Source organism: Staphylococcus sp. HMSC061G12 (assembly GCF_001838465.1).
Taxonomy (GTDB): Bacteria; Bacillota; Bacilli; order Staphylococcales; family Staphylococcaceae; genus Staphylococcus; species Staphylococcus simulans.
In genome coordinates this window covers 1-13,404 of the sequence record NZ_KV837019.1, presented here as the reverse complement: position 1 = coordinate 13,404, position 13,404 = coordinate 1, and the positions used below count along the sequence as shown (strand labels likewise).

The window sequence follows — 13,404 nt, the reverse complement described above, 5'->3', positions numbered from 1 at the left end:
CTCTGTGGTATCAGCTTTTCATCAATGCAAAGTTCAGTGCTTCATGCACACTGGTTACACCGATAACTTGAATATTATCTGGGAAGTCCCAACCTCCTATATTGGTTTTAGGAATAATCACACGTTTGAAACCTAATTTCGCTGCTTCTTGAACACGTTGTTCAATACGTGAGACACGTCGTACTTCTCCTGTCAGACCTACTTCACCGACGAAACAATCCATGCCGTTGATAGGTTGGTCTTTAAAACTAGAAGCAACCGCTGCGATAATTGCTAAATCAACAGCTGGTTCTGTTAAACGCACGCCGCCTGCAACTTTGACATAAGCATCTTGTTGCTGCAGCAAGTAACTTTCTTTCTTCTCTAACACTGCCATTAATAAATTTAAACGGTTATGATCGATACCAGTCGCCATACGTCTTGGATTATTAAATGTTGTCGGTGTCACTAATGCTTGCACTTCAATTAATAAAGGACGTGTACCTTCCATTGTCGGAACAATTGTAGAGCCAGCTACATTCGTTGAACGTTCTTCTAAGAACATCTCTGAAGGGTTCTTAACTCCTTTCAAACCGCTATGTTTCATTTCGAAGATTCCCATTTCATTCGTTGAACCGAAACGGTTCTTCACTGCACGCAGAATTCTATATGCATGATGTTCGTCCCCTTCGAAATATAGTACCGTATCTACCATATGTTCTAATAAACGTGGACCTGCAATTTGTCCTTCTTTCGTCACATGACCGACGATAAAGGTTGCGATATTCATTTGTTTCGCAATCCCCATCAGAATTTGCGTACTTTCTCGTACTTGTGAGACAGAACCAGGCGCTGAACTGATTTCCGGATGATACACTGTTTGAATCGAGTCTACTACCACTAAGTCTGGTTGTGTTTGTTTAACAGCTTCTTTAATAACTTCTAAATCTGTTTCCGCAAACACGTTTAATTGACTTGAATCTTCTTCTAAACGATCTGCTCGCAATTTCGTTTGATTCAGTGATTCCTCACCTGTAATATAAAGTACTTTTTTATTTTGAGATAACGCAGAACAAATTTGAAGTAATAATGTCGATTTACCAATACCAGGGTCCCCACCGATTAACACAAGCGAACCTTGGACAATACCGCCACCTAAGACACGATCAAATTCTCTCGAACTTGTATGGATACGCGGTGTAGATTCATGTTGGACATCATTTAACTTTGTTACTTTAGCTGTTTGTTCTCTTGTACGCATCCCTCTACCACTTGGAGCTTCTTTTTGCGTCATAACTTCTTCCATTTGGTTCCAAGCACCACAATTCGGACATTTCCCCATCCATTTCGGTGATTGATAACCACATGCCATACATTCAAATGTCACTTTCTTTTTTGCCAAATTTACACCACCTATTTTTTCGTGAAAAACAAATCTATTTTACACCCTCTAGGGTTTAAAAGCTATCATTGATTCTTTCTTATTCTAAACCTGAAAACACATTTCATACAATCATCTAACTCTCATCTTTAACCACATCATACCAAATTTCTTTAAAACTACATATTATATTCTCTTTAAACTATCAAAATCACAATATATAAAAAGACTCCTTTTAAGCAGCCATGTTATAAATACTGCTTAAAAAGGAGTCTTAATCTATTTATCTGGTTTAACCATTACGTTTATTACGCTTTTGTTTTTGTTTCTTCAGTTTCTTTTGTTTGGCGATCATTGATTTTGTATTCATATTTGTCGCCATTGTGATCCACAACTACGTCTTTACCTTCTAATTGGTTACCGTCTAGGATCAACTCACTTAAGTTGTCCTCAACTGTTTTTTGAATTGCTCTGATAAGTGGACGTGCACCATATTGAGGATCGTAACCTTCTTCTGCGATTTTTTCTTTCGCAGCTTCTGTCACTTCGATATTAATATCTTGTTCAGATAGACGATCAGTAAGGTTGCTGACCATTTTTGTTACGATTTCTTTCAATTCAGCTTTATCCAATTTGTGGAAGACAATAATATCATCAACACGGTTTAAGAATTCAGGACGGAATGCATTTTTCAATTCTTTCATCATTGTACTGCGAATTGTTTCGTAATCTGCACCTTCGTCACTGCCGCCGCCGAAACCAGCAAAGCGTTGATCTTGTAATTCTTGTGCACCGACGTTTGAAGTCATGATAATGACTGTGTTACGGAAGTCTACACGACGACCTTTTGTATCAGTTAAGAAACCATCATCTAAGACTTGCAACATAATGTTGAAGACATCAGGATGTGCTTTTTCTACTTCGTCGAATAGAATAACTGAGTAAGGTTTACGTCTTACTTTTTCAGTCAATTGACCACCGTCATCATGACCTACATAGCCTGGAGGCGCTCCGACTAAACGGCTCACTGCGTGTTTTTCCATGAACTCACTCATGTCTACACGAATCATCGCATCTTCATCGCCGAACATTGATTCAGCTAATGCGCGTGCTAATTCTGTTTTACCTACACCTGTTGGTCCTAAGAAAATAAAGCTTCCGATTGGACGTTTAGGGTCTTTCAAGCCTGCACGTGCACGGCGTACTGCTTTACTGATAGATGTCACAGCATCTTTTTGACCGATGACACGTTTATGCAATGTGTCTTCTAAGTTCAACAGACGTTCTGATTCTGTTTCATTTAAGCGTGTTAATGGAATACCAGTCCAGCCTGCAATCACTTCAGCAATATCATTTTCTGTTAATGATGTGTTTGCACCGCCTTGTTTGTTTTTCCATTCATTTTTCGCTTCTTCATATTGTTTTTCTAATTTTGTTTGTTTATCACGAAGGTTTGCAGCATTTTCGAACTCTTGTGAATGTACAGCTGCATCTTTTTCGTTTTTCACTTTTTCGATTTCTTGTTCAATTTCTTTTAAGTTTGAAGGAGTCGTATGACTTTTCAATCTTACTTTTGAACTTGCTTCATCGATTAAGTCGATTGCTTTGTCTGGTAAGAAACGATCTGAAACATAACGGTCACTTAAACGTGCTGCTGCTTCAACCGCTTCATCAGAAATATTGATACGGTGATGCGCTTCATAACGATCACGTAATCCTTTTAGGATTAAGATTGTATCTTCAACTGTCGGTTCATCCACTTGTACAGGTTGGAAACGACGTTCTAAAGCTGCATCTTTTTCAATGTGTTTACGGTATTCATCTAATGTTGTTGCACCGATAGCTTGTAATTCACCACGTGCAAGTGCTGGTTTTAAGATGTTAGATGCGTCAATGGCACCTTCAGCACCGCCTGCACCGATTAATGTGTGCAATTCGTCGATGAATAAGATAACGTTACCTGCTTGATGAATTTCTTCCATAACTTTTTTCAGTCTTTCTTCGAATTCACCACGGTATTTTGTACCGGCAACAACTGTACCCATGTCTAGAGACATCACACGTTTACCTTTTAATGTCTCAGGCACTTCATTATTTACAATAGCTTGTGCTAAGCCTTCAGCAATTGCTGTTTTACCTACACCAGGCTCACCGATTAACACTGGGTTGTTTTTAGTACGACGGCTTAATACTTCGATGACACGTGTGATTTCTTTATCACGGCCGACAACAGGATCTAATGTGCCGTCTTTAGCAATCACTGTTAAGTCACGTGCTAAACCATCAAGTGTCGGTGTGTTGTTAGATTTTGCAGTTTGTGCATTTTTATTGCTCATTTCTGGACTGCCAAGTGCTTTGACAACTTGAGCACGCGCTTTAGTGATATTTAAATCTAAGTTTGCGAATACACGTGCAGCTACACCTTCGTTTTCACGGATTAAACCAAGTAAAATGTGTTCTGTACCTACGAAATTATGGTGTAATTTACGTGCTTCATCCATTGAAAGTTCAATCACTTTTTTCGCTCTCGGTGTATAGTGCAATGTGCCGATGTGTTCTTGACCTTGACCAATTAATTTTTCTACTTCTGTAACAACAAGGTCTTCTGTGATACCGAAACTTTCTAATACTTTTGCGGCAATACCTTCTGGTTCTTTCATTAAACCAAGCAATAAGTGTTCAGTTCCGATATTTGAGTGATTCAAACGAATCGCTTCTTCTTGTGCATGTGCTAAGACACGTTGTGCACGTTCTGTTAATCTACCGAATAACATAGCAAAACCTCCTATTTTATATGTTCTCTAATAATATTTGCTCTTTGTTCTTTAATTGAAATTTGTTGTGCTTCGTCAATCAAGAATGGGGATTGAATCGCTACCATCATTTGATTGAAGTTGAATTCTGGTAAATCAATATAACCTAAATCAATACCTAACTTGACCTCACTGAGTCTCGTCGATGCTTCTTCCATAGACATTATGCGACTGTAGCGCAATAAACCAAGTGAGCGATAAATGCGATCTTGCATCTCAACTAAGTTATGATAATCCAGTTGTTTGCGAATCTGCATTTCCTCCGCAATAATTTGTTGGACGATTTCAGTTAACGTTTCAATAATTTGTTCCTCAGTTCTTCCCAAGGTTAATTGGTTTGAAACTTGATAGATGTGACCATAAACTTGAGAACCTTCTCCGAAAATACCGCGAATCGTAAAGCCGAAACGGTTAATAGTTTGAGCAATGCGATTCATACGCTTCATGATAGAAAGCCCTGGAAGGTGCAGCATCACGCTTGCACGCATTCCTGTACCAATATTCGTTGGACACGTTGTTAAATAACCTAAATCTTCATCAAAACTAATATCAAGTGCTCTATCTAATTGGTCATCTATTTCTGAAGCTTCTTGATAAAGTGCTTCTAAATCCATATCTGAACTCATGGTTTGAATTCTAATATGATCCTCTTCATTTACCATTATGCTTAATGATTCATCATCATTCAACAATACCGCTGAAGCCGGCTGTTCAATCAGTTCTTTACTGATCAGATGCTTCGCTACTAATTTTAATTTATCTGTATGCGTGATGGTCTGCATATTTAATACTTTTAAATCAGGCAGTGCATCTTGGACTTCATTAATGACTTTTTGTCCTTCTACATCTGAAGTAAACATTAAGGGATGAACATGATTGTTCAAGTTTCTCGCAAGTCGTATACGTGAAGACATCACGACCGGCGTTGTTTCATTCTGCTGCATCCAACTACTCATGTACATTGAATGTTCGCTCATGTGTTATCCCTCGCTTTCTTCTTGTAGTGCTTTAATTTCATCACGAACGACAGCCGCTTCTTCAAACGCTTGTTGTTCTATTAATTCTTGTAAATATTTATTTTTAGCTTCTATTTTTTTCTTTAATGCGAGTTTGTGCTGAGAGGAGACAGGCGTTTTACCGACATGTTCAAATTGTCCGCCTTGCACACGTCTGACAATATCTACAATATCCTCTTTAAAGGTAGTGTAACATTGTGCACACCCAAACTTCCCTTTATACGCAATATCTTTCATTGTCATATGGCAAGTAGGACACTTCTTCTCTTCTCTGACGCTTAAGTCTTCTAATTGAATACCATGCTTAGACGCCAAATGTTGAAGTATTTGTTTTATAACAAAAGAGCCTTCCATGTCATCTTGATTGTTCTGCCATGTAGGTTCCTCTTCATTACTTTGTGCTTTAATTCTATTGTGTTCTTGTGACTTAAGTGCGTTTGTTTTTGTTCCATGTGCAAATGTGTCAGCCATGTGCAGCCTCCTAACTATTAATAGTAATTAATGACCGGCAATAGCTGTTTCAATATGTTTGCGCGGACAATGTCCCTTGCAGCAACATCCATTCTTAACGTATCTCTATCTACCACTGCAAGCATCATTTTCGCTTCGCGTAATGTTATATATTGATTATCAAGCAATCCTTCGATCACATAATGTGCTTGTTGTTGAGAGATTGAATCGCCGATGATTTGTAAGAGGTGATCAATATAACCTTTCGTATCCTTGGTTTCAACCTTAGTGATTCGGATATAACCTCCACCACCGCGTTTACTTTCGATTTCATAACCGTGTTCATTGGTGAATCTTGTCTTAATTACATAATTAAGTTGAGAAGGCACACAGTCAAAACGTTGAGCAATATTCGCTCGTTGTATCTCAACAACATCTTTATTTGATTCTTCAAATAAATGCTTAATGTACTGTTCTATGATGTCGGACATATTATGCATGGATATCACCCCTTTTTTGACCTTCTTTGACTATATTATATGACCAACTTTGACCTTTTTCAACCAATATGATTTAAAAAATTTGCAACATCGTCAAAAATAGGATGTTCGAAAGCGCTTTTTTCCTGTATGATATTGGATGAAATAAAAAATAAAAGGATGAGAAATAACATGCATATACTTATTGCTTTAATAGGGATTGTCTTCTTCTTAGCCCTCGCACTTGTTGTTAGTTCTGACAAGAAAAACGTTAAGTGGCATTACGTTGGTATCTTGCTTGTGATTCAATTTATCTTCGCGTTTGTTCTCTTAAAAACAAATGCAGGAATCACAGTCATCGGCGGTATTGCGAAAGGCTTCGCCTATCTGTTATCAAAAGCTGCAGAAGGAGTTAACTTTGTATTTGGAGGCTTTAAATACGTCAATCCAGATCAACCGCCATTCTTCTTCAACGTATTATTACCGATTGTCTTCATTTCAGCAATTATCGGTATCTTACAATACACTAAGATTTTACCAATGATTATTAATGGTTTAGGTTTCTTGATCTCTAAAATCAACGGCATGGGTCGTTTAGAATCATATAACGCAGTTGCAGCTGCTATTTTAGGACAATCAGAAGTATTCATTTCATTGAAGAAACAATTACCATACATTCCGAAGCACCGTTTATATACATTAACTGCTTCAGCAATGTCGACAGTATCCGCTTCAATTATCGGTGCTTACTTCACACTGTTAGATCCTAAATATGTCGTAACAGCAATTGTATTAAACTTATTCGGTGGATTTATTATCGCTTCAATTATCAATCCATATACAGTTGATGAAAAAGACGACAAATTATTAGTAGAAGAAACAGGACAAAAACAATCTTTCTTCGAAATGTTAGGTGAATACATTTTAGACGGATTTAAAGTTGCGGTTATTGTAGGGGCAATGTTAATTGGTTATATCGCAATTATTGCTTTACTTAATGGCCTTGTCAGCGGTATCTTTACAGCTGTATCAGGCGGTTCAATTAAATGGGACTTCCAAACATTAATCGGATTTGTCTTTGCGCCATTCGCATTCCTAACAGGTATTCCTTGGGATGACGCAGTTAAAGCAGGTTCATTAATGGCTACAAAATTATTATCAAACGAATTCGTTGCGATGTTAGACTTAGGTAAAATGCATGGTTTATCAGAACGTGCAATCGGTATTACTTCTGTCTTCTTAGTATCATTCGCAAACTTCAGTTCTATCGGTATCATTTCTGGTGCCATCAAATCATTAAATGATGAAAAAGGTGACTTGGTTGCACGTTTCGGACTTAAATTACTATTCGGTGCAACACTTGTATCATTCATCTCTGCAGCTATCGCAGGTCTATTCATGTAAATCATATTTAAACGGCTTCCGCAATCAGGGAGTCGTTTTTTTCATATTGCATTCCAAACCACTTTCGTGTAAAGTAACACTTAATTATGGAGGTGTCATAATGAATATCGATGAATTTTGGGACAAATTCATAACTGAGTATCCTATTTATCGAGACGCTTCTTATACCGCCTGGCAATTCGGTGTCGATGCTACAGACTTAGCTGAGTTAGTCTCACAAGGTATCAAAACTGCGACAACCAGCGGTTTAGCTTTCTACATTGAGGAAGAAGGACCTCTACCAAAAGTCAACGATTTGAGTATCGTTCTAGATGCGCAAGATCATCCTGTTTGTATTATTAAAAATACTAAAGTATATCAAGTCCCTTTCTGTGAAGTATCAGAAAAACACGCATATAAAGAAGGAGAAGGTTCTCGAACCTTAACATATTGGAGAAACGTCCATCGCGACTTTTTCATACCTGAATACGCAAGCATTAATCAAACTTTTGATGAAGATCAAATCATGGTCTGTGAAGAATTTGAATGTCTATTTACTAAATAAATAAAGCAGGTGAAATTATGGACTTAAATAAGATACAAATCAGTAAGTTTCAAACATCAGATACACAAGCGGTTGTGGATTTAATATGTCATACACTCAGAACGACCAACATCAAAGACGAACCGAAAGAAGCTATTGAAAGTTACGTAACAGAAACCACGCCTGAAAGCATTCAACATAAAGCAGAGCATATCAACTTCTATGTCTTTAAATTAAACAATCAATTAATCGGTACAGGTGCGATTGGTCCTTACTATGGCAGTGAAACAGAATCATGCTTCTTTTCTATTTTTGTTTCTCCTGATTATCAAAAATTAGGTATAGGTAAACTGATTATGGATACTTTAGAAGATGACTATTATTATCATCGCGCAAAACGTCTCATTATCCCTGCTTCAATAACCGCAGTACAATTTTATCGAAAGCGCGGCTATGATTATATTAACCAAAACAGCACACCTGACCATGAAGGATTAATATATTTAGAAAAATTTCCAGACTAAAAAAACGAGCAACCGTTATGGCTGCTCGTTTTTTGAATGATTATACATTCGCTTTTTTACTTTCAGCAACAATATGTTCGATGAAGTACTGTGTTACTCGATAATCATCTGTTAATTCCGGATGGAAAGAAACACCTAAATAATTACCTTCTTTAACCGCGACAATTTTGTCGCCGACTGTACTTAATACTTCTACATTGTCACTGTTTACTTTTTCAATATGCGGTGCTCTGATGAAGACCGCTTCAATATCCTCTGCGATACCTTTAATATCTAATTCAGACTCAAAGCTGTCCACTTGTCGCCCAAACGAATTACGTTCTACAGTGATATCTAATTTCTTCAAATACCCTTCTTCACCGACGATGTCTTGTGCTAAGACAATCAATCCGGCACATGTACCGAACATCGGTAAATCTGAGTTGACTAAAGCTTCTTTAAATCCATACAGATTCATCAAACGACGTAATGTCGTTGATTCACCGCCTGGTAAAATTAAGCCGTCGATTTCTTCTAATTGTTCAACACGTTTGATTGCGATACCTTCGTGGCCGCTGAGCTCAATGTGGCGCAAATGTTCACGTACTGCGCCTTGTAGTGCGAGGACTCCGATTTTCATTTTACCAGCCACGCTCTTGCATACGTTCTTCTAATGAAAGTTGATTTACATCTAAGCCTCTCATTGCTTCACCAAGCTCTTGAGCTAATTTACCGATTAATTCGTAATCAGTGTAGTGTGTTGTTGCTTGAACAATTGCTTTTGCGAATTTTTCAGGGTCTTCTGATTTAAAGATACCTGAACCTACGAATACACCGTCAGCACCTAATTGCATCATTAACGCTGCGTCTTGAGGTGTCGCAACACCGCCTGCCGCAAAGTTAACTACTGGTAAACGACCATTGTCTTTAATTGATTTTAAGACTTCGTATGGTGCACCGATTTCTTTTGCGAATGTCATGATTTCATCATCTGGCATAACTGTTAATTTAGCCACTTCTGAATTCACTTGACGCATATGACGTACTGCTTCAACGATGTTACCAGTACCTGGTTCACCTTTCGTACGTAACATTGCTGCACCTTCACCGATACGACGTGCTGCTTCGCCTAAGTTACGGCAACCGCATACGAATGGTACAGTGTAGTCGCTTTTTAATAAATGATACTCTTCATCAGCAGGTGTTAATACTTCTGATTCATCGATGTAGTCTACACCCATTGCTTCTAACACACGTGCTTCTGTAATATGTCCGATACGGCATTTAGCCATAACCGGAATTGAAACAGCATCCATTACTTCTTGAACAATTTTAGGATTACATGCACGCGCAACACCGCCAGCTGCTCTGATATCTGATGGTACACGTTCAAGCGCCATAACTGCTACTGCGCCTGCTTCTTCTGCAATTTTAGCTTGTTCTGCATTGACAACGTCCATGATTACGCCGCCTTTTTGCATTTCAGCCATTCCACGTTTTACTCGATCTGAGCCTACAATTTTAGACATTCTAAATACCCCTTTTCTCATTGATTAAATCCAGTGTAAAGGATAAACTGATAGTGTTAAAGGACCAATTTCGATAAATATTAGGAGGCCAGTTGAATGAAACAACCTTTATATATGCAGCTTTATCAAAAGTTGAAGGAACAAATCATTGAAGGCCAGTATCAATCTGGTGACCGTTTTCCTTCTAAACGCCGACTTGCTGAACATCATTCACTCAGTAATACAACAATTGAACATGCATACCAATACTTACTAGATGAAGGTTATATCTATTCAAAGCCGCGGTCAGGCTATTATGTATCAGATATTGAATCACTGCCAGTAGTCACAAAAGAATCTCCAACTGCAGTGATTCAACAAACTCAAAAAGAAACAACTACACGTTATCGCTTTGATTTGGCACGTATTGATACAGAACACTTTCCGTGGCAACAATTTCGTAAGTATGCGCGTGATGTCTTTGATGAATCTATGCCAGATATTTTACAGCCTGGAGATCAACAAGGTGAATTCAGATTAAGACAAGCCATCGCACATTATCTCTTTAATAGTCGCGGTGTGAATTGTCATCCCGAACAAATCATTATCGGTTCATCCACTGAACAGTTAATCAACCAAGTAACAGATATACTCACTGATCGTTCTTACATCATTGAATATCCAAGCTATCCACCTATTAAGCAAGTGTTGGATAAAAAAGAATTGGCTTATAAACAAGTCCCTGTTACTAAAAAAGGAATTGAGATGTCACAAGTCTTCAATTCCAATCGCCAAGTGGTATATGTGACACCCTCGCATCAATTCCCGACTGGCTATGTGATGAACTTAAAGACCCGTACACAACTCATCAACTGGGCCCAACAACATAAAGACCGTTTCATTATCGAGGATGATTATGATTCAGAGTTCCGCTATTTCAGTAAACCGATTCCTGCACTTCAAAGTTTAGATAAGACAGGAAAGGTTATTTATATCAGTACCTTTTCTAAATCATTATTCCCAAGTTGCCGTATTGCGTTTATGGTGCTGCCTAAAGCACTGATGAAAAATTATCACGATTTACCTAACAAAGAAGGTAATACAGTCCCTGCCCCAATGCAGTATACAGTAGCGCAATTTATGGAAAACGGTTCATTTGATCGCCATTTGAATAAAATGCGTAAAGTTTATCGCCATAAGCTGACTTATATCTTAGAAGCTTTAAAGCCCTATCAAAATCAACTCATGATTGAAGGTGCCACAACGGGTATGCATTTCACATTAACAGTTCAAAATGGCATGCATTTAGATGAGGTGTTACAACGTGCGAAACAAAATCATGTCAAACTCATCCCATTAATCAATTATATGAAGAAAGAGAATTATGATGTTACAGCACCGAAATTTATTATCGGGTTCGGGGGGATTCCAGATAATGAATTAGAAGCACATACTAATGTATTGATTCAAACACTGACAAAATGACTTAAAGGAGAAAAACAATATGTCTGACGTTCAATTAGTCCCATATGATTCTAAATATGATCAAGACCTTGAGAAGTTTACAATTGCTGAAGCAGAAAGTGCTTTTGCGCTCTTACCCTTTGCGGCTCTTGAAGATTTAGCACCTGGAGAATATCCTGTCGTTGTTTTACATCAACAACATCCAGTTGGCTTTATGAGGCTGAATCAAAATGATGAAGGTGCATCCTTAGCACAAAATTCAAATGCTGTCTTAGTAAAATCTTTCTCTATTACGGAACGTATGCAAGGCCAAGGTCTAGCACAAGCAGCTTTGGCACAATTACCTGACTATGTGCGTACTCATTTTCCAAATACTGATGAAATCGTACTTTCAGTTAATTTTAAAAATCCTAAAGCCATTCATGTCTATCAAAAACTTGGCTATATCGATACTAAACGTATATTAGAAGGTCCAGCTGGTCCGCAACATGTGATGTCTTATCAATTTTAAATATGTCACCTTTTTATAAAACATCATATAGTGCATTGACGCTATTTAAAGGTTCACGTATAATCGAGTCCATATTTGCGAATTTTCGGAGGTGTCATTTTGAAGAAATATCCTATTGCGATATGGATGCTTGCGATCGGCGCATTTGCGATTGGAATGACAGAATTTGTCATCATGGGCTTATTACCCAATATCGCACGTGATTTCCATGTGACGGTCGGTCAAGCTGGTCAATTAATTACAGGCTATGCCTTAGGTGTCGCAATTGGCGGACCTATTTTGGTTATGATAACCATCAAACTTAATCGAAAATATTTATTAATGCTTTTAATGGCTATTTTCATTATTGGTAACTTAGCTTCATCATTCAGCACAAGTTACGGCTTCATGATGACAGCTAGAATTATCACTTCACTTGCGCATGGTTCTTTCTTTGGAATCGGATCTATTTTAGCCGCAAGTATGGTACAACCGCAATATCGCGCAAGTGCCATGGCGTTGATGTTCATGGGACTATCTTTAAGTAATATTTTAGGTGTACCTTTTGGAACATTAATCGGTCAACAATTCGGATGGGCGATGACTTTTGTGATTATAGCTATTATCGGAATATTAGCGTTGATTGGTATTATGATTTTTGTTCCTAATCAAAAAGAGCGTCAAGCTTCATCTGTATTAGACGAATTGAAAATCTTAAAAGAAAAGCGTTTATGGTTAACGCTCGCAGTAACCCTGTTTGGTTTCAGCAGTGTCTTTGCGTATTTTACTTACATTTCATCAGTATTAATAGATGTCACACATATTAAAGAAAATCTCATTTCCTTTATGTTGATTATCTTTGGTGTGGGTGTCACGCTAGGTAACTTAATCGGTGGTAAACTTGCGGATTGGAATTTGAATAAGGCGTTACAATTAATTTTCACAGTCTTCATCCTCTATTTTGGAGTTCTGTATTTCATGCAGTTCAATGGACTTGTAATGGTACTTGGCGTCTTTTTATTTGGAGTTATCGGATTTAGTATGAGTCCCTCTCTTCAATATAAGAGCACATTGATTTCACAAGATGCGCCTACGTTAGCCAGTACATTGAATCAATCTGCCTTCAACTTAGGCAATGCGTTAGGTGCGTTTGTAGGTGGTTTAGTTATCACACACTTACCTGTAGCCTCATTAAGTTTAATTGCACCTTTGCTTACACTAATCGGTTTGATGTTCTTATTAATATCTATTTATGTCGAAAAACAACATTCATCTATTACTTAAAAAACATAATCGCCCACTCTGTGTACCATTAAATACAGAGCGGGCGATTTATTTATTCATACCATTATATAAGCATAAAAAAAGAGACCCTTTACAGGATCTCGTGTTTG

12 protein-coding genes and 1 pseudogene are annotated in these 13,404 nt (G+C 37.8%); 6 read left to right on the top strand and 7 right to left on the bottom strand.

All coding sequences use genetic code 11. From position 1 onward, the window contains the following. Positions 1 to 10 precede the first annotated feature (10 nt). The 5 genes and pseudogenes from radA to HMPREF2937_RS02080 form a co-directional block, all read right to left on the bottom strand. The gene (radA, locus tag HMPREF2937_RS02100; protein WP_002481315.1) at positions 11 to 1,381 is read right to left on the bottom strand and encodes a DNA repair protein RadA; all 1,371 of its coding nucleotides are present in this window, start codon (positions 1,379 to 1,381) and stop codon (positions 11 to 13) included. 287 nt (positions 1,382 to 1,668) lie between these two features. Next, complete coding sequence (locus HMPREF2937_RS02095; RefSeq protein WP_070848492.1) at positions 1,669 to 4,134, bottom strand: ATP-dependent Clp protease ATP-binding subunit; 2,466 nt, start codon at positions 4,132 to 4,134, stop codon at positions 1,669 to 1,671. A gap of 11 nt (positions 4,135 to 4,145) precedes the next feature. Further along, positions 4,146 to 5,150: a protein arginine kinase gene (locus HMPREF2937_RS02090; RefSeq protein ID WP_002481313.1), complete on the bottom strand. Its 1,005-nt coding sequence runs from the start codon at positions 5,148 to 5,150 to the stop codon at positions 4,146 to 4,148. A 3-nt stretch (positions 5,151 to 5,153) separates the two neighbouring features. Beyond that, positions 5,154 to 5,558: pseudogene (locus HMPREF2937_RS02085) on the bottom strand (UvrB/UvrC motif-containing protein); the annotation flags it as partial. A gap of 119 nt (positions 5,559 to 5,677) precedes the next feature. Further along, the gene (locus HMPREF2937_RS02080; RefSeq protein ID WP_023016300.1) at positions 5,678 to 6,139 is read right to left on the bottom strand and encodes a CtsR family transcriptional regulator; all 462 of its coding nucleotides are present in this window, start codon (positions 6,137 to 6,139) and stop codon (positions 5,678 to 5,680) included. A gap of 171 nt (positions 6,140 to 6,310) precedes the next feature. On the opposite strand from HMPREF2937_RS02080, the gene HMPREF2937_RS02075 reads away from it, so the two are divergent. The 3 genes from HMPREF2937_RS02075 (at position 6,311) to HMPREF2937_RS02065 (ending at position 8,569) form a co-directional block, all read left to right on the top strand. Next, positions 6,311 to 7,522, top strand: coding sequence for a NupC/NupG family nucleoside CNT transporter (locus tag HMPREF2937_RS02075; RefSeq protein WP_002481310.1), 1,212 nt, complete (start codon positions 6,311 to 6,313; stop codon positions 7,520 to 7,522). Positions 7,523 to 7,622: 100 nt separating this feature from the next. Continuing rightward, positions 7,623 to 8,066 (top strand): ASCH domain-containing protein, encoded by a 444-nt coding sequence (locus HMPREF2937_RS02070; RefSeq protein ID WP_070863946.1) that lies wholly within the window; start codon positions 7,623 to 7,625, stop codon positions 8,064 to 8,066. A gap of 17 nt (positions 8,067 to 8,083) precedes the next feature. Beyond that, a complete protein-coding gene (locus HMPREF2937_RS02065; RefSeq protein ID WP_083326904.1) occupies positions 8,084 to 8,569 on the top strand; it encodes a GNAT family N-acetyltransferase in 486 nt (161 codons plus the stop codon). Positions 8,570 to 8,609: 40 nt separating this feature from the next. On the opposite strand, the gene pdxT is transcribed toward HMPREF2937_RS02065, so the two are convergent. After that, positions 8,610 to 9,188, bottom strand: a complete 579-nt coding sequence (pdxT, locus tag HMPREF2937_RS02060; protein ID WP_002481307.1) for a pyridoxal 5'-phosphate synthase glutaminase subunit PdxT — start codon at positions 9,186 to 9,188, stop codon at positions 8,610 to 8,612. A 1-nt stretch (position 9,189) separates the two neighbouring features. After that, the gene (gene pdxS, locus HMPREF2937_RS02055) at positions 9,190 to 10,077 is read right to left on the bottom strand and encodes a pyridoxal 5'-phosphate synthase lyase subunit PdxS (RefSeq protein ID WP_002481306.1); all 888 of its coding nucleotides are present in this window, start codon (positions 10,075 to 10,077) and stop codon (positions 9,190 to 9,192) included. Between the two features lie 96 nt (positions 10,078 to 10,173). Here pdxS and HMPREF2937_RS02050 point away from each other — a divergent pair, with 96 nt between their 5' ends. From HMPREF2937_RS02050 to HMPREF2937_RS02040, 3 genes are all read left to right on the top strand, one after another. Then, on the top strand, positions 10,174 to 11,541 hold the full coding sequence (locus tag HMPREF2937_RS02050) for a MocR-like pyridoxine biosynthesis transcription factor PdxR (RefSeq protein ID WP_070863945.1): 1,368 nt from the start codon (positions 10,174 to 10,176) through the stop codon (positions 11,539 to 11,541). A gap of 19 nt (positions 11,542 to 11,560) precedes the next feature. Continuing rightward, positions 11,561 to 12,031 carry a GNAT family N-acetyltransferase gene (locus tag HMPREF2937_RS02045; protein WP_002481304.1) on the top strand — a complete coding sequence of 157 codons (471 nt, stop codon included), beginning with the start codon at positions 11,561 to 11,563 and terminating at the stop codon, positions 12,029 to 12,031. A 99-nt stretch (positions 12,032 to 12,130) separates the two neighbouring features. Then, a complete protein-coding gene (locus tag HMPREF2937_RS02040) occupies positions 12,131 to 13,294 on the top strand; it encodes an MFS transporter (protein WP_257245336.1) in 1,164 nt (387 codons plus the stop codon). The last annotated feature ends 110 nt before the right edge of the window (positions 13,295 to 13,404 follow it).